The sequence below is a fragment of the Mycobacteriales bacterium genome, assembly GCA_035995165.1.
Lineage (GTDB): Bacteria > Actinomycetota > Actinomycetes > Mycobacteriales > CADCTP01 > CADCTP01.
Window position 1 is genome coordinate 13,505 of record DASYKU010000112.1, and the last position, 16,121, is coordinate 29,625.

General features: G+C 72.0%; 11 protein-coding genes and 1 pseudogene. 4 read left to right on the forward strand and 8 right to left on the reverse strand.

What is annotated here, in order from left to right; translation table 11 throughout:
* The first annotated feature begins 42 nt into the window (after positions 1 to 42).
* On the forward strand, positions 43 to 1,266 hold the full coding sequence (locus tag VGP36_18830; GenBank protein HEV7656773.1) for an alpha/beta fold hydrolase: 1,224 nt from the start codon (positions 43 to 45) through the stop codon (positions 1,264 to 1,266).
* Positions 1,267 to 1,288: 22 nt separating this feature from the next.
* Here the strand turns inward: VGP36_18830 and VGP36_18835 are convergent, their stop codons facing one another.
* Entirely contained in the window at positions 1,289 to 1,969 is a 681-nt protein-coding gene (locus VGP36_18835; GenBank protein HEV7656774.1) for a GntR family transcriptional regulator, read from the reverse strand.
* Positions 1,970 to 2,269: 300 nt separating this feature from the next.
* Between VGP36_18835 and VGP36_18840 the strand changes: the two genes are divergently transcribed.
* Positions 2,270 to 3,922 carry a thiamine pyrophosphate-binding protein gene (locus VGP36_18840; protein HEV7656775.1) on the forward strand — a complete coding sequence of 551 codons (1,653 nt, stop codon included), beginning with the start codon at positions 2,270 to 2,272 and terminating at the stop codon, positions 3,920 to 3,922.
* 132 nt (positions 3,923 to 4,054) lie between these two features.
* Here the strand turns inward: VGP36_18840 and VGP36_18845 are convergent, their stop codons facing one another.
* Positions 4,055 to 5,701, reverse strand: a complete 1,647-nt coding sequence (locus tag VGP36_18845) for a thiamine pyrophosphate-binding protein (GenBank protein HEV7656776.1) — start codon at positions 5,699 to 5,701, stop codon at positions 4,055 to 4,057.
* Between the two features lie 25 nt (positions 5,702 to 5,726).
* Complete coding sequence (locus VGP36_18850) at positions 5,727 to 7,115, reverse strand: MmgE/PrpD family protein (GenBank protein ID HEV7656777.1); 1,389 nt, start codon at positions 7,113 to 7,115, stop codon at positions 5,727 to 5,729.
* A gap of 127 nt (positions 7,116 to 7,242) precedes the next feature.
* On the opposite strand from VGP36_18850, the gene VGP36_18855 reads away from it, so the two are divergent.
* A complete protein-coding gene (locus VGP36_18855; protein HEV7656778.1) occupies positions 7,243 to 8,616 on the forward strand; it encodes an aldehyde dehydrogenase family protein in 1,374 nt (457 codons plus the stop codon).
* A 50-nt stretch (positions 8,617 to 8,666) separates the two neighbouring features.
* On the opposite strand, the gene tcuA is transcribed toward VGP36_18855, so the two are convergent.
* The 5 genes from tcuA to VGP36_18880 all read right to left on the reverse strand — a co-directional run bounded on the left by tcuA (position 8,667) and on the right by VGP36_18880 (position 15,621).
* Positions 8,667 to 10,148 carry an FAD-dependent tricarballylate dehydrogenase TcuA gene (gene tcuA, locus VGP36_18860; protein ID HEV7656779.1) on the reverse strand — a complete coding sequence of 494 codons (1,482 nt, stop codon included), beginning with the start codon at positions 10,146 to 10,148 and terminating at the stop codon, positions 8,667 to 8,669.
* A gap of 17 nt (positions 10,149 to 10,165) precedes the next feature.
* The gene (locus VGP36_18865) at positions 10,166 to 11,623 is read right to left on the reverse strand and encodes an aldehyde dehydrogenase family protein (protein ID HEV7656780.1); all 1,458 of its coding nucleotides are present in this window, start codon (positions 11,621 to 11,623) and stop codon (positions 10,166 to 10,168) included.
* Positions 11,620 to 12,606 (reverse strand): NAD(P)-dependent oxidoreductase, encoded by a 987-nt coding sequence (locus VGP36_18870; GenBank protein HEV7656781.1) that lies wholly within the window; start codon positions 12,604 to 12,606, stop codon positions 11,620 to 11,622. The genes VGP36_18865 and VGP36_18870 overlap by 4 nt, the downstream gene beginning before the upstream one ends.
* Before the next feature lie 3 nt (positions 12,607 to 12,609).
* Positions 12,610 to 14,232, reverse strand: coding sequence for a thiamine pyrophosphate-binding protein (locus VGP36_18875; protein HEV7656782.1), 1,623 nt, complete (start codon positions 14,230 to 14,232; stop codon positions 12,610 to 12,612).
* A 66-nt stretch (positions 14,233 to 14,298) separates the two neighbouring features.
* Positions 14,299 to 15,621, reverse strand: coding sequence for an MFS transporter (locus tag VGP36_18880; GenBank protein ID HEV7656783.1), 1,323 nt, complete (start codon positions 15,619 to 15,621; stop codon positions 14,299 to 14,301).
* Positions 15,622 to 15,882: 261 nt separating this feature from the next.
* On the opposite strand from VGP36_18880, the pseudogene VGP36_18885 reads away from it, so the two are divergent.
* A pseudogene (locus tag VGP36_18885) lies at positions 15,883 to 15,984 on the forward strand (IS6 family transposase).
* Positions 15,985 to 16,121 lie beyond the last annotated feature (137 nt).

A 16,121-nucleotide genomic window follows, 5' to 3' on the forward strand; every position in this document is an offset into this window, starting at 1 on the left:
CCGGCACCGGACGCGGCGATCACGGAAAGCAGCGATGAGCCAGTGATCGAGATCAACGACGAGTTCACGGTGGCCGCTCCGCCAGCCCAGACCTACGCGGTGCTAGCCGACCCGCACGCGGTCGTCGAGTGCGTCAACGGCGCCGGCCTCGGCGCGCAGCACGAGGACGGCAGCTACGACGGCACCATGACGGTGAAGTTCAGCGCGCTGCGGGTGCAGTTCAAGGGCAAGGTCGCGCTGGAGCTCGACCCGGAGAACCTCAGCGGCACGGTGATCGCGAGCGGCCGCGACGGCCAGGGCGGCACCAAGTTCAAGGCCACGGCCGGGTTCACGGTCACCCCGGTGGACGGCGGCGCCGCCTCGCACGTGACCACGACCGGCGAGGTCAACCTCAGCGGCAAGCTCGCCTCGGTCATCGACAACGCGGCCGCGGCCGTGGTCCGCCGGATGACCGCCGAGTTCGTCGAGGCGCTCAGCCTGCGCTGTGCCAGCGAATCGGCCCACCTCGGGCCGGACGTCGCGGCCGAGGCGGCGCAGGCGCTCCCGGCGCCGGCGGTGCTGCTGCTGCACGGCTTCGGCGGCGGCCCGGCCGACCTGCGCGGCTGGGGTGAGGCGCTGGCGGCCGAGGGGATCGCGGTCAGCATCCCGCGGCTGCCCGGCCACGGCTCGCAGTGGCGGGACCTGGACGAGCGGGCGGTCGCCGCCGCCCCGGCCGCGGCGGCCGAGAGCCTGGCCGCGCTGCGGGCCGACCACGACGTCGTGGTGGTCATGGGCATCTCCGCCGGGGCCACGTTCGCGCTCCGGCTGGCCGAGACCCGGCCGGACGACGTGGCCGGCGTGGTCGCGGTGAACCCGGCCGTGACCGGCCTGCGGGTGCCGTCCCCGCTGCGCCGCCGGCTGGCCTTCCTCCTCCCCGCCGTCCGGGTACGCGCCACCGGCGTCCGCAGGCCCGGCGTCCGCGCGGCGGGCTACGACCGGCTGGCCATCCGCGCGCTGATCGCGCTGCAGGCGCTGGGCGGCCAGACCGTACGGGACCTGGGGTCGGTCTCGGCGCCGGTGCTGCTCGGCGCGTCCGGCCAGGACTCGATCGTCCGGACCACGGACGCCGACCTGGTCGCGTCCGGGCTGACGGCGGCGAAGCTGGAGCGGGTGCGGTTCGCCCGCAGCGACCACCACGTCCCGCTGGACGAGGACGCCGCGGAGTTGTTCCGGCGCAGCGCGGGGTTCGTCGCGGACGTGGCCGAGCGGGACGTCGCCACCGGGTGAGCGGGTCTGCCGGGTGAGCGGGCTACTGGGCGAGCAGCTGCCGGATGCGCAGCTCGGACAGGTGCTGCATGTGGGCGGCCGCCAGCTTGGCGGCCTCCTCGGAGTCGCCCTGGCTGATCGCGTTGGCCAGCGCGACGTGCTCCGCGATCGACTCCTCCACCCGGCCGGGCAGGCTGAGCGTCGGGTCGGGGAAGCGCCGGGCGGCCGACTGGATCTGGCTGAGGAACCGGTCCAGGTACCGGTTGCCGGCGGCGTCGCGGACGATCGCGTGGAACTCGAAGTTCAGCCGGGACAGCAGCTTGATGTCGCCGTCCTCGCCGGCCTTCTTCATCCTCGGGATCAGCTCGGAGAACTTCTCCAGGCACTGCCGGGGCGCCCGCCGGGCCGCGAGCCGGGAGGCCAGCGTCTCCAGGGTCTCGCGCATCGCGTACAGCTCCAGCACGTCGTCGCTGGTCATCGGCGTGACGACCGCGCCCTGGTTGGCGTTGATGCGCAGCAGGCCCTCGGATGCCAGCACCCGCAGCGCGTCCCGGACCGGGGTGCGGCTCACCTGCAGCGCCTTGGCCACCTCGGACTCCCGCAACCACGCGCCCGGCTCCAGCAGCCCGTCGAGGATCGCCTCGCGGAGCACCTGGGCCACCGCGTCCGGCATCCGGCCGCGCGTCGGCGGGGCCCCGTCGAGCTTGAGTGACAGCGCATGCAAGCCCTGAGCCGCACTGCCGTTGTCACGCATGGGCTGCGACATTCCCGTCTCATTCCTGTGGTCGGCGGGACCGATAGTGTGGGCATCGTATACAGCAATGGCCCGCCTGCGGCCAAAGGTCGGTCCAACTCGAGTCCGTACGCGTCGGGCCTGCGCGTCGGCCTTGACACCTTATACGGTCCGGCCTCGGCGAGGAAGCCACCGAAGGTCGGCGCCTGGCTGTTGCTTACGGGTTTCTCGACTTATTGTATGCTAGATGAATACAGACTGCTCTCCGAGGTGCTCTGAAGGGGTCGCCGTATGAAGGTCTATGAGGCGCTCGCGCGGGCGTTCGTCGCCGAAGGCGCGACCGCGGTGTTCGGCATGATGGGCGACGCCAACATGTACTGGATGAACAGCCTCGACGAGCTCGGTGTCGAGTTGCTGGAGGTCCGGCACGAGGGCGCCGGCCTGGCCATGGCCGACGGCTTCGGCCGCATCGCCGGCGTCCCGGGCGTCTGCACGGCGACCAGCGGTCCCGGCGTCGCCCAGCTCGCCACCACGCTGCTCGTCGCGGCCCGGGCGCGGACGCCGCTGGTCGCCTTCGTCGGGCAGACCGTGGCCGGCGACGACGAGGCCCCGCAGCGGCTGGACCAGCGCAAGTTCGCCGACGCCTGCGAGTGCGCCTTCGTCCCGGTCACCTCCGCCGACGACGCGTACGAGGCCGTGCAGAAGGCGTTCTACCTGGCCAAGACCGAGTCCCGGCCGGTCATGCTGAACGCGCCGATGGACGTGCAGCAGCAGAGCATCGACGAAGACGACCAGTACGTCACCTCGGACGAGCTGATCAAGCCCTACACGGTGTATCCGGACCCGGCCAAGATCGCCGAGGCGGCCGAGGTCGTGGCCCGCAGCCGCAAGCCGGTGATCGTGGTCGGCCGCGGCGCGCAGCGGTCCGGGGCCGGCGACGCGATCCTGCAGCTGGCCGAGAACACCGGCGCGCTGATCGCGACCACGCTGATGGCCAAGACCTGGCTGAGCGAGGACGAATACCACGTCGGCATCTCCGGCCTGTACTCCACGAAGACCGCGATGGGCTTGTTCCAGGACGCGGACGTCGTCATCGCCGTCGGCGCCAGCCTGAACAAGTTCACCACCGAGCACGGCTACCTCTACCCGGGCGCGACCTACATCCAGTTCGACGCGCAGCCGCACGTGGTCATGGGCGGCAACCGGACCGCGGACCTGTACGTGCACTCCGACGCGCGGCTGGGCATCGAGCAGCTGCACCAGGCGCTGCTGACCAAGGGCGTGCACCACAACGAGGGCTTCCGCACCCCCGCGGTGAAGGACATGCTCGCGACCGCCTTCGAGGACAACGAGCCGTACGAGCTCGAGGACACGACCGTGGACCCGCGCCGGGTCTGCGAGCTGCTGGACGAGAAGATCCCGGCCGAGATCGGGCTGGTCATCGGCGGCGGGCAGAACATCTGCTTCTCCACGATCCTGATGAAGCGCCGGCGCGACCTGGTGCTGGCCAACCAGCACTTCGGCTGCATCGGGCAGGGCCTGACCACGGCGATGGGCGCGGTCAAGGCCAGCGGCAACAAGCCCGCGTTCCTGGTCGAGGGCGACGCCGGTTTCATGATGCACCTGCCGGAGTTCGAGACCGCGGTGCGCTACGGGATGCCGCTGCTGGTGGTCATCTTCAACGACCAGCTGCTCGGCGCGGAATACCACAAGGCGCGGGTCAAGGGGCTCAACGCCGACCTGGCCCGGATCACCACCCCGGACCTGGGTGAGGTGGGGCGCGCGCTGGGCGGCCGCGGCAGCCTGGTCCGCTCGCTGGACCAGCTCGCGGCGGCGGTGGACGAGTTCGTCGCCGACCCCGCGCCGACGCTGGTCGACGTCCGGATCTCGACGAACGTGATCAGCATCCCGTACCGGCGGCTGCACTTCGGCCAGGACGCCTGAGCCTGTCCGTACGGCGGTTCCGGCCCGGGGCAGCGCCGCCCCCGGGCCGTGACGGTCCCGGCCCGGTCTGAACAGTCCACACAGGACAGTGCCCCGTCGCCGGAAGGCGACGGGGCACTGTCGGGTCGGGGGTCAGGCCTCCTGGCCGTAGAAGCGGCGGCGGTTGGGGATGCTGGCCACCACCTGCGCGATGCGCAGGTCGATGATCATCGGCCCGGGGCTGGCGACGAACTCCTTCGCCGCCTGCCGCAGCTCCTCGACCGAGCGGCACAGCGCCCCGCGACCGCCGAGCGTCACGCCGACCGCGCCCAGGTCCGGCGTCGGGATGCTGGTCATCGACAGGTCGATGTCCTTGGTCAGCATCGAGTGGTATTCGGCCGCCATGCCCTCGTCGTTCATGACCACCACCAGCAGCGGTACGGCGTAGCGCACCGCGGTCTCGAAGTCGGCGAGGTGCATGAGGAAGCCGGCGTCACCCTCGAGCAGGAAGGCCGGCGTGTTCTCGGCGATCACCCCGCCGATCGCGGTCGGCATGCCCTGGCCGATGCAGGCGAAGTGCAGGTTGGGCAGGATCCAGGACCGCGGCCGGCGGGCCAGCATGATCCCGAAGTGGTTCTGCTGGCCGCCGCCGAGCACCAGGCCGATGTCGCCGGGGATCTCCTCGTCCAGCACCCGGACGGCCTCGCGCGGGTCGACCAGGCCGGCGCCGAACTCGTACTCCTGCGGGTCGTCCAGGGCGTGCTCCAGCCGGTCCCGGACCTCGTCGGTGTGGTAGCCGGTCAGCGTCACGCCGCGCTCGGCCAGCGCCGCGTCGAGCACCTGGGTGCCGAGCTTGGCGTCGGAGGAGATGTAGCAGTCCGCGGTGCGGCCGTCGCCCATGACCACGCTGCGCTTGGCGTCGATCTGGATGACCTTCGCCGACGGGTAGAGGTAGCCGTGCTCGGTGGTGTAGAGGTTCATGCTCGCGCCGATCGCGATCACGCAGTCGGACTCGCCGAACAGCTCCATCCCCGTCCTCGTCGAGAACAGCCCCGAGACGCCGGCGTGGTACGGGTGGTCGTTGAGCCAGTTCTTCGCGATCAGCGAGGTCGCGATCACCGCGCCGGTCCGGTCGGCCAGCCGGCGGATCTCCTCGCCGGCGCCCGCCAGGATCGCGCCCCGCCCGACGATGATCACCGGCTTCTCGCTGCCGGCGATGAGGTCGACGGCCTCGGCGATGCTGGCCGGGTTCGGGTACGGCGGGTTCGCGGTCAGCAGCGCGGTCGACGGCACGTACTCGTCGGCGTCGTCCACGTCGTGGTTGCGCAGGTCCTCCGGCATGCTCAGGATCACCGGCCGGGACTCGGTCCGGGCCTGGTGGAAGGCCCGCTGCACCTTCTCGTACACGGTGTCGGCGCTGGTGAGGCGGACGAAGCCGGCCTCGACCGCGGCGGCGAAGCGGGCCTGGTCGAGGTGCTGGGCGGCGTCGTCGTCACCGAACGGGACGTCGCCGCAGAAGGCGACCAGCGGCGTGTTGGCCCGGCCGGCCACGATCATCGCGGTGGCCAGCTGGGCGATGCCCGGTCCGCCGGTGGTGGTGACCACGCCCGGTGTGCCGGTCATCCGGGCCCAGCCGTCGGCCATGGCCAGCCCGGCCCCCTCGTGCCGGACGTGGTGGACGGTGGCGCCCAGCTCGTTCATGTATTTCATCCAGCTGGCGTTCGCGCCGCCCATCATGCCGAAGACCGCGGTGACGCCCTCGGCGTAGAACGCGTTGGCCAGCGCCTGGTAGACCTTCATTGCTCTGCAGCCTCCGTGGAAAGTGTCAGCGGTCGCCGAAGTCGGCGATCGTGGCGATGGCCTCGGTCAGGTCGGGGGCTTCCTCGATCGTCCACCAGGCCTTGCGTACGGCGTCGCGGTGCTCGTCGGGAATCACCCCGCGGCAGGTCCGGTCGATCTTGGCGTCGATGTCGGCCACGCTCATCGGATTGTTCATGTGGCCGCGGGGATAGGTGACGATCTCCTGCAGCTGCCCTCCGGACTTCGTCCGGACGGTGATGCGGACCTTGGGGGAGCCGGCGATCTCCATGCCCGGCGGCCGGTAGCCCGCGGTGAACTCCTCGTTCTCCCGGATCGAGATCTTGGCCATCACCGGCCGCAGCGCCGGGTCGGCGATCCGCTCGTCGGTGAACGAGTCGACCGTGACGTCGCCGTCGACCAGCGCCACGCTGAGCAGGTAGGGCAGGGAGTGGTCGGCGGTCTCCCGGTTCTTCGGGTCCCAGACCGACGGGTCCAGCCCGATCGCCACCCGCATCACCGAGTAGGCCTCGACGTCGATCGACTCGATCTCGTCCACGCTCGTCCACTCCCGCACCGTCGGCATCAGCCCGAGCAGCGCCTGGGAGTGGGACTCGGCCGGGAACATCTTCTGGTGCGAGATCTCGGTGATGTAGTGCCCGCCCGGGTACGCCGGCAGGCTCAGCTCGAACGGCCCGGTCACCTGCTCGAAGACACCCGCGGTGCCCTCGAACGGCTCGGCCGGGCCGGTCATGCCCTCGCCCGCGTACTGGGTCATGGTCAGCGCGTGCATCACCGCGTCGGCGGTGGCGGCGCCCTTCCACATCGACAGCTCGCCGCGCCGGGTCACCATCAGCGGGATGGAGGGCACGATGCTCAGCGAGATCGCGTTGGCCAGCTGCGCGCCGGTGAAGTGCCGGAGCTTGCCGATGCCGGCCGCGGTGGCCGCGCCCATGAACGTGCCCTGGTCCCAGCCCCGCTGGGTGGCCGGGGCCCCGTTGCCCAGCGCGCCCAGCACCTCGTACGACAGGGCGATCGCCTCGAGCAGGTCCGCGCCGGACGAGCCGAGGGTCTCCGCGGTGGCGATCAGCGCGGCGATCATGTCGCTGGGGTGGCCGCCGCCCTTGGCCAGCATGCCGTCGTTCCAGTCCAGCCCGCGGATCATGATCGTGTTGGCGAACGTGGCGTACGCCGGGTGCGAGGTCAGGCCGGCGCCGAACACCGTGGCCGGGCTGATCCCCGAGACCGTGCGGGCGACCCGGACGGCGATCTGGGCGGGCTCCTTCGAGTAGCCGGCCACCGCGCACGCGATCGAGTCGACCAGGTGTCGCAGGGTCGCGTCCCGGGCCGGCGATGTGATCGCCGCGTACGAGAAGTCCTGAGCGTACTCGACCAGCAGCGCGGTGGTCTTGTCCATCTACGGGCCACGTCCTTCGCGTTCTCGGAGTCCTCTCGGCTTGGTATACTCTACGTATGCAACTAGCACTTCGGTAGTCCGCACGCCGAGGAAACGGCGTGACGCCCATCCGAAAGGGGCTCCGGCCGTGGTCTTCGCTTCCACCAATCCGGCCACCGGCAAGCTCGAGGCCTCCTTCGAGACGCTGGACGCCGCCGGGCTGGAGGCCCGGATCGCGGCGGCCGCCGCCGCGTTCGCGGTGCTGCGCCGCCTGGACGTGGCCGAGCGGGCCGCGCTGATGAGCCGCGCGGCCGATCTGCTGGCCGGCAGTGCCGCGCAGCTGGGCCCGATCGTCACCGCCGAGATGGGCAAGCCGCTCGCGCAGGCCGAGGCCGAGGTGGCCAAGAGCGCGGCCGGGATGCGGTTCTACGCCGAGCACGCGGCCGCGTTCCTGGCCGACGAGCCGGTCGACGCGGCCGAGGTCGGGGCCAGCGCGGCCTACCGGGTGTGGCAGCCGCTGGGGCCGATCCTGGCCGTGATGCCGTGGAACTACCCGATCTGGCAGGTGCTGCGGTTCGCCGCGCCCGCGCTGACCGCCGGCAACACGGTGCTGCTCAAGCACGCGGAGAACGTGCCGCGCACCGCGGCCTACCTGGAGGACCTGTTCGGCCGCGCGGGCTTCCCGGCCGGCGCGTTCGCGAGCCTGCACATCGAGGTGCCGGCGGTCGCGGACGTGCTGGCCGACCCGCGGGTCCGGGGCGCGACGCTGACCGGCAGCGAGGCCGCCGGCCGGTCGGTCGCCGCCCTCGCCGGGCAGCACCTGAAGAAGACCGTGCTGGAGCTGGGCGGCTCCGACCCGTTCGTCGTGCTGCCGTCGGCGGACCTGGACCGGGCCGCGTCCGTCGGGGTCAAGGCTCGCACCCAGAACACCGGCCAGAGCTGCATCGCGGCCAAGCGTTTCATCGTGCACACCGACGTCTACGACGGGTTCGTCGAGCGGTTCGTCCGCGGCACCCGCGCGCTGGTCGTCGGTGACCCGCGCCGCCGGGACACCGACATCGGGCCGGTGGTGAGCGAGGCCGCCCGGGACCGCCTGCAGTCGCTCGTGGACGATGCGGTCGGGCAGGGCGCGCGGGTGCTGTGCGGCGGCACGCCGCTGGAAGGGCCGGGGTGGTGGTTCGCGCCGACGGTGCTGGCCGGCGTCACCGGCACGATGCGCATCCACCGCGAGGAGGCGTTCGGCCCGGTCGCGACCCTCTACCGGGCGCAGGACCTGGATGACGCGCTCGCGAAGGCCAACGACACGCCATTCGGGCTGGGCGCCAGCGTGTGGACGGCCGACGCGGCCGAGCGGCGCCGGTGCGTCGCCGAGCTGGAGTCCGGTGCGGTCTTCGTCAACGGCATGACCGCCTCGTACGCGCAGCTGCCGTTCGGCGGGGTGAAGAACTCCGGCTTCGGGACCGAGCTGTCCGAGCTGGGGATGCGCGAGTTCTGCGTGCCCAGGACGGTCTGGGTCGCCTGAGCCTGAGCCCGCCGGCCACCGTCCAGTTCGGACGGTGGCCGGACGCACGCTCAGACGCGGGCGGCGTTGCGGCCCGCGATCCGCCCGAACACCGACCCGTTGGTCAGCCCCGACCCGCCGGGATAGTTGAAGTAGAACAGCCCGCCGGTCAGCTCCCCGGCCGCGTACAGGCCCGGGATCGGCTCCAGGCCGGTGTCCAGCACCTGCGCGTCCGTGCCGATCCGCAGCCCGCCGAACGTGTACGTCAGCCCGCAGGTCACCGCGTACGCCTGGAACGGCGGGGTGTCCAGGGTGTTGGCCCAGTTCGACTTGGGCACGGCCAGGCCGGTGGTGCCGCGGCCGTCCTTGACGTTCGGGTTGAACGGGATGCTCTGGTCGACGGCGGCGTTGTAGCGTTCGACCTCGGCCAGGAAGCCGGCCACGTCGATGCCGTCGAGCTTGGCCGCCAGCCCTTCCAGCGTGTCCGCGCTGGCCTTGGTCACCTCCCGGATCCGGTACTCGTCGCGCAGCATGTGCTCGACCTTGCCGTCGAAGACCTGCCAGGCCACCTGGTTGGGCTGCTCCAGCACGCGCCGGCCGTACATGGCGTAGGTGTAGTTGCGGAAGTCCGCGCCCTCGTCCATGAACCGCTTGCCGTCGGTGTTGAACACGACGCCCCAGGGATAGCTGTGCTTCTGGAAGCCGTCGCCGACCGCGAGGTCGCCGAACTCGGGCGCGTTGAGGTCCCACTGCACGGCGTGGCAGCCGGACCAGTTGCCGGCCGGGCTGGCCCCGATGTCCAGGGCCATCCGGATCCCGTCCCCGGTGTTGTACGAGCTGCCGCGCACCTTGGCCAGGTCCCAGCCGGGACCGAGGTAGCGGGTGCGCCACTCGGTGTTGGCCTGGAAGCCGCCGGCCGCGAGCACGACCGCGTCGCAGGCGATGGTCTCCTCCTTCCAGCCGTCCCGGACGACCACGCCGGTGATCCCGTTCGGGCCGGTCTCCAGCGCGATCGCGCGGGCGCCGAAGCGGGTGCTCACGCCGGCCTTCTCGCTGGCCCGGGCCAGGAACTCGACCAGCCCGGGACCGCCGCCGACCGCCTCGACGGTCAGCCCGCCCCAGAACGTGTAGCGGCCGTCGACCTCGAACGCCTGCCGGCCGTAGATGGGGGTGAAGCGGATGCCGTTGCCCTGCATCCACTGCATCGTCGGCAGGCTGTTGGACACCAGCGTGGTGGCCAGGTCGGGGTCGGCGCGGTACTTGGTCACGTGGGCGAGATCGTCGAAGAACTTCGACTCGTCGTAGCGGCCGAAGTCGGTGACCGCCTGCTGCTGCGGGCTCAGGTCCGGCACCAGGCTGAGGATGTCGTCCAGGCCCTCGTACGCGACCCGCATCGCGCCGGCGGTGAAGGCGGTGTTGCCGCCGCGCTTGGCCACCGGGGCCCGTTCCAGGACGGTGACCTGCGCGCCCTGCTCGGCGGCGGACAGCGCGGCGCACAGCCCGGCGTTCCCGCCTCCCACCACGACGACGTGCCTGGCCGGCTGCTCGTTCACGAGGACACCTCTCCCATTCAGTTGCGGACGATCACGGTCTTGAGCTGGCTGTAGTGCTCCAGCGCGGCCAGCCCCTTCTCGCGGCCGAGACCGCTCTGCTTGTAGCCGCCGAAGGGCGTCTCGACCCCGCCGAGCGGATAGCCGTTGATCTGGACCTGGCCGGCCTCCAGCAGGCGCGCGAGCCGGTGCGCGGTCGACAGGTCGCGGGTGAACACCCCGGCCGCCAACCCGTACGGGGAGTCGTTGGCGATCGCGACGGCCTCGGCCTCGGTGTCGTACTCGATCACCGACTGGACCGGGCCGAAGATCTCCTGCTGAGCCACCCGCATGTCGTTGCGGACGCCGGCGAGCACGGCCGGGGTGAGGAAATAGCCCGGCAGCGACGGGATCGCGGTGCCGCCCACGACGAGCCGCGCGCCCTCGTCCCGGGCCGCGTCCAGCGCCGCGGTGACCTTGCGCAGCTGCGGTTCGGACGCGACCGGGCCGAGGTCGGGGTCCGCCAGCCCGCGCCCGACGCTGAGGCCGCCGACCGCGACCGCGAGCCGCTCGGTGTAGTCGCGGGCGATCGAGCGGTGCACCAGGATCCGGGTGGTCGCGAAGCAGGACTGGCCGGCGTTGCGGACCACGGCCATCGCGCCCGCGGTGACCGCGGCGTCCAGGTCGGCGTCCGGCAGCACGATCGTCGGGGACTTGCCGCCGAGCTCCAGGTTGACCCCGACGATGCGCTCGGCGGCGGCGTGCAGGACGCGGCGGCCGGTGGCGACCGAGCCGGTGAAGCCGATGTGCGCGACCGAGGGATGCTCGACCAGCGCGGCGCCGGTCTGCGGACCGGTGCCCATGACCACGTTGCAGACGCCGGGCGGCAGTCCCGCTGCCACGAACAGCGCGGCGGCGGCCAGGCTGGTCAGCGGCGTGACCTCGGACGGCTTGACCACCACGGTGTTGCCGGCGGCCAGGCTCGGCGCGACGCCCCGGCACATCTGGCTCAGCGGGGAGTTCCACGGCGTGATGTGGGCGACCACCCCGTACGGCTCCCGCAGCGTGTAGGCCCAGTAGGGGCCCTCGCCAGGGATGACCGAGCCGTACTGCTTGTCGGCGGCTCCGGCGTAGAACTCGAAGTAGCGGGCGGCGGTGGCGACGTCGCCGCGGGCCTGCCGCAGCGGCTTGCCGGTGTCGACGGACTCCAGGCGGGCCAGCGGTTCCAGGTCGCGGCGCAGCGCGGCGGCGACGCGGTGCAGCGCCTCGCCGCGCCCGACCTCGCCCAGCGGCCGCCAGACCCCGCGGAACGCCTGCCCGGCCGAGTCCACCGCGTCCCCGACCTCCGCGGCCGTCGCGGCCCGCACCTCGGTCAGCAGGCCGCGGTCGGCCGGGTCCAGCACCGCGATCGGATCGCCGGTGGTGTCGAGGGTCTTGCCGTGCACGTACCCGCCGGGGACGTGGCCGCCGGGGAAGAAGCGGTCCAGCTCGGCGTTCACCGGCCCGGCCAGACGACGACGTCGGCCGGATCGACGCTGCCGCCGTGCAGCACGGCCTCGGCGTTGTCGTACGCGCGCCGGATCACCCGGGGGAAGTTGTCGGCCACCGCGCCGCCGACATGCGGGGTGAGCACGACCCGCTCCAGGCCCAGCAGCGGCGAGTCCGCGGCGATCGGCTCCTGGGCGGTCACGTCCAGCCCGGCGCCCAGCACCTGTCCACTGGCGACAGCGCGGGCCAGCGCGGGCTCGTCGATCAGCGAACCACGGGCGGTGTTCACGATGATCACCCCCGGTTTCGTCCGGGCCAGGAAGCTCTCGTCCACGATCCGGTCGGTGCCCGGCGTGCTCGGCAGGTGCAGCGAAATCACGTCCGCGGTCCCGATCAGCTCGTCCTGTTCGACGTACCGGGCGTGGCAGGCCCGCTCGACCGCCGGGTCGACCGGGGCGAGGTCGTAGTAGACGATCTCCACCCCGAAGCCGGCCATCCGGGTCGCCACCGCGCGGCCGATCGCGCCGAAGCCCAGCAGCCCGTACCTGCGGCCGAGCAGCTGGAACGACTCCGCGCGCAGTTCCTCCTTGGCCAGCAGGCCCTTGCGGGCCGCGGCGGTGGCCTTGTCGTAGTGTCGGCCGACGGCCAGCGTCAGCAGGACCGCCAGCTCGGCCACCGCGTCGGCGTTGATCCCGGCGGCCTTGAGCACCACGACACCGCGCGCGGCGGCCGCGGTCGCGTCGATCTTGTCGACCCCGACGCCGAGCTTCTGGATCACCCGCGCGTGCGGGGCCGCGGCGATCGTGTCCGCGTCGACGGAACCCCACATGGTCAGCAGCACGTCCGCGTCGCGGGCGGCGACGCGCTTGGCCGCGGGGGTGCCGTCGTCGGCGGCCGCGAGCGCGTACGCCGGGGTGAAGATCTCCTCGATCACCCGCAGCGAGGCCGCGGGCATGGCGTCCAGGACGGCGACGGTGGGGGTCCGGGCGGTCATCGCTCAGCCCCGCAGCAGTTCGAACAGCGGGCGGGACGGAGCCGGATCGACGTGCGCCCCGACGAGCATCGGCCGATCGCCGTGCAGGCCCTTGGCCACCGCGACCCGCAGCTCCTCGGCGTCGTACGCATCCACGCCGTCGATGCCGAGCGCGCCGGCCAGCTTGCCGCACTGGATCGGCGGCAGCGTGACCCCGACGGTGGCCAGCTTCCGGCGCTCCTGTTTCACCTGGATCTGGGTCAGCGCCCGGTCCATGAGCACGACGAACACGGCCGGCGCGCCGTCGCCGGCCGAGACCGCCAGCTCGGTGGCGCGCATGAGCAGCGAGCCGTCCCCGAGGAAGGCCAGCACCGGCCGGGCGCCGGCCCGGCGCGCCCCCACCGCGGCCGGGATCGAGTAGCCCATCGTGGACAGCGCGTTCGAGGCCAGGAACCGGTCCGGCAGCGTGGGCTCGCTGAGTAGCGCGATCAGCGGCTTGCTGAACCCGGCGTCGGCGACGAGGTAGCCGTCGGACGGCCACGCCGACAGCGCCGCATCCACCGCGTGCGCCACCGAGAACGTGTCCGAGTCCGGCAGGAGCGTGGCGCGCACGCCCCGCCGGTAGGCGGCGACATCCTCGGCGGTCCAGGCCGATGGTCCGCCGCCCCGTTCGGTGAGCGCGGCCAGCGTGGCGTCCGGATCGAGGACCAGCCGATCGGCGAACGGGTTCATCCACTCGGTGAACAGCTCATCGGTGATCGCGACCGGGTTCGCGCCGAAGCACCACGGCTTGTTGTAGAAGTCGAACGCCTCGGGATCAATCATGACGACCAGATCGGCCCGGTCCAGGATCGCCTTCTCGAACCGCCCATTGAGAAACGTTCCGGCATGAAAGGGGAACGCGGGGTCGAGGGCGCCCTTCTGCCGGGTCGTGGTGAACACCGGCACCCGCCAGGCCGCCGCGAACGCGGTGACGGTCGCCCGGCTGACCCGGCGGCGCCGGCCGCCGAGCACGAGGGCCGGCCGCTCGGAGACGGCGAGCCGGTCCCGCAGGCCGTCCGGTGCAGCGGTGGCCCGGAGCGCGGGTCCCGCGGACCAGCGGTCGTGCAACTGCCGCACCGCGGCCTCGGCGGCCGCGTCGGTGGCGACCGCGGGGGAGGTGGACACTCCGTCCGGGATCTCCAGGTACACCGGACCCGGCCGGCCGGACATCGCCTCGTCCAAGGCCTTGCCGAGCACGGCGGGCAGGTCCATCCCGGCGGTCACCCGGGCCCGCCACTTGGTCGCGGGGGCGACCAGGGACTCGATGTCGAACCCCTGCCGGACCACGAACGGCAGCCCGTCGGCCGGGTGCTGGCCCGAGATCAGCAACAGCGGGACCTGCTCCAGGTATGTGTTGAGCAGCCCGTTGATTCCGTTGCTCACGCCCGGGGCGAGGGACAGCACCGCGACACCGGGCAGTCCGGTCAGCTGTGCGTCGGTCGCGGCCATGATCACCGCGGAGGTCTCGTCGAAGGCCGTGCAGTACTCCAGGCCCGCGCCGGCCAACGCGTCGAGCAAGGCCATGTGATCCTCGCCAGGCAAGCCGTAGATCCGCCTGACCCCGAGTGTGTGCAGCATCCGGCCTAGTTGCCGCCCAACGTCCACACGCCCGCCCTAGAGTTGTATGCAAACTGCATGGAATCCGAGACTAGACCAGTCCGTACGAGGGGATCAAGGGGATCTGACGCCCGACGCCCCGTCCGTGGTCACGTCGCCGGCGACTCCGGCGGGCCGGGGTGGCGCGGGCTCGTCAGCGGAGGCCAGGGCGGCGGCGAACCGTCGGGAGATGCCGGGCGCCCGCCGGAGCACGAGCAGCCCGCCGAGGCAGGCGGCCAGCGCCGCGATCCCGCCGGACAGCACCGACCAGCGCGCGCCCGCGACCCCGCCGATCCAGCCGACTATCGGCGAACCGATCGGGGTCGTGCCCTGCTGCACCACGACGTAGAGGGCGATCACCCGCCCGCGCAGCGCGGGTGCGGTCGAGAGCTGCACCGCGGTGTTGCAGCTGTTCAGGAACGTCACGGTGCACAGACCGATCGGCACCAGCAGCACCGCGTACGCCGCGTACGTCGGCATCACGCCAGCCAGCGTGAGCAGGCAGCCGAACGCGATCCCGGCAGCGACGAGCAGTGCCAGCCGGGGCCGCTCCCGGCGCGCGGCCAGGACGGCGCCGGCGAGCGAGCCGATCGCCATCACCGAACCGAGCAGGCCGTACTCGCGCGGTCCCTTGCCGAACGGCCCGGTGGCCATCAGTGCGTTGGTGAGCTGGAAGTTGAGCCCGAACATGCTGACCACGCCGGTCATCGCGAACACCAGCACGAGGTCCGGACGGTGCCGGACGTACGACAGGCCCTCCCGGACCTGACCCTTGCGGCGGCGGGCACGGTTCGACGCGTACATCTCGCCGGGGCGCATCCGGGCCAGGGCCACCAGCACCCCGGCGAAGCTGCCCGCGTTGATCAGGATCGCCGGACCGGTGCCGGCCGCGGCGATGACAAGTCCGGCGACGCCGGGACCGATCAGCCGTCCGACGTTGAGCGAGGCGCTGTTCAGGCTCACCGCGCTGGTCACGTCCGCCCGCGGCACGACCTCCGACACGAATGCCTGGCGGGCGGGGTTGTCGACCGCCGACGCAATGCCCAGCAGCAGGGCGCAGGCGAACACGTGCCAGAGCCGGACCGTGTGCGTCACTGTGAGCGTGCCGAGAACCAGCGCGCTCAGGCCCATCACGCTCTGGGTGACCGCTAGCACCCGCCGTTTGGAGTACTGGTCGGCGATCAGCCCGGCGTGCGCGGAGAACGCGATGAGCGGCGCGAACTGCAGGCCGGTGACGACGCCCACGGCAAACGCCGAGTGGCGGGTCAGGATGACGAGCACCAGCCAGTCCTGGGCTGTCCGCTGCATCCAGGTACCGGTGTTCGAGACGACCGTGCCCGTAGCCCAGAGTCGGTAGTTCCGACTGCGGAGCGCGCGAAACGATGAGCTCATGACCATCGAACCACCCGGTGTCAATGATTGTATGTAACCAGAACACAATATGCCGAGAGTTCTCCGGCAGTCAGGCGCGGGGTCGATCAATTGGTGGCGTTGCCGATCGGGCTGCCGACACCTGGGGCGAGCCGGGTCTGTTGCATGCGTCGAGCCCGGCGGCGGCGCTTGGGCTCGACTGAGGAAGCTGACCGCGTGCGTCGACCTCGAGCCGTCCGTCCCTGCGTTCCTCGGTCGGCGTTTGCCGGGTTTCGGTTCCCACCCGACGTGATCACCCTCGCGGTCCGGTGGTACCTGCGCTACGGCCTGTCCTACCGCGACTTGGAAGAGCTGCTCGCTGAGCGCGGTGTCGAGGTCGACCACGTCACCGGTGTCTACCTCAGCTGTGCCCGACAGGCCGGGTCTGGCTCAAGACCGGGAGTAGCCGACCGTCCGCCTGCCCAGGGGTTGAGTTGGCTCCTGCCTGTGAGACTGCGGCTCGCCACGACCGGCCGCGATCGGCCGCG

What these genes read in the sequence shown, in the direction of transcription:
- VGP36_18840 (HEV7656775.1), top strand. Translation starts at nt 2,270, where the DNA reads ATGAAGGTCTATGAGGCGCTCGCGCGGGCGTTCGTCGCCGAAGGCGCG.
- VGP36_18845 (HEV7656776.1), bottom strand. Translation starts at nt 5,701, where the DNA reads ATGAAGGTCTACCAGGCGCTGGCCAACGCGTTCTACGCCGAGGGCGTC.
- VGP36_18880 (HEV7656783.1), bottom strand. Translation starts at nt 15,621, where the DNA reads ATGGTCATGAGCTCATCGTTTCGCGCGCTCCGCAGTCGGAACTACCGA.
- VGP36_18870 (HEV7656781.1), bottom strand. Translation starts at nt 12,606, where the DNA reads ATGACCGCCCGGACCCCCACCGTCGCCGTCCTGGACGCCATGCCCGCG.
- VGP36_18850 (HEV7656777.1), bottom strand. Translation starts at nt 7,115, where the DNA reads ATGGACAAGACCACCGCGCTGCTGGTCGAGTACGCTCAGGACTTCTCG.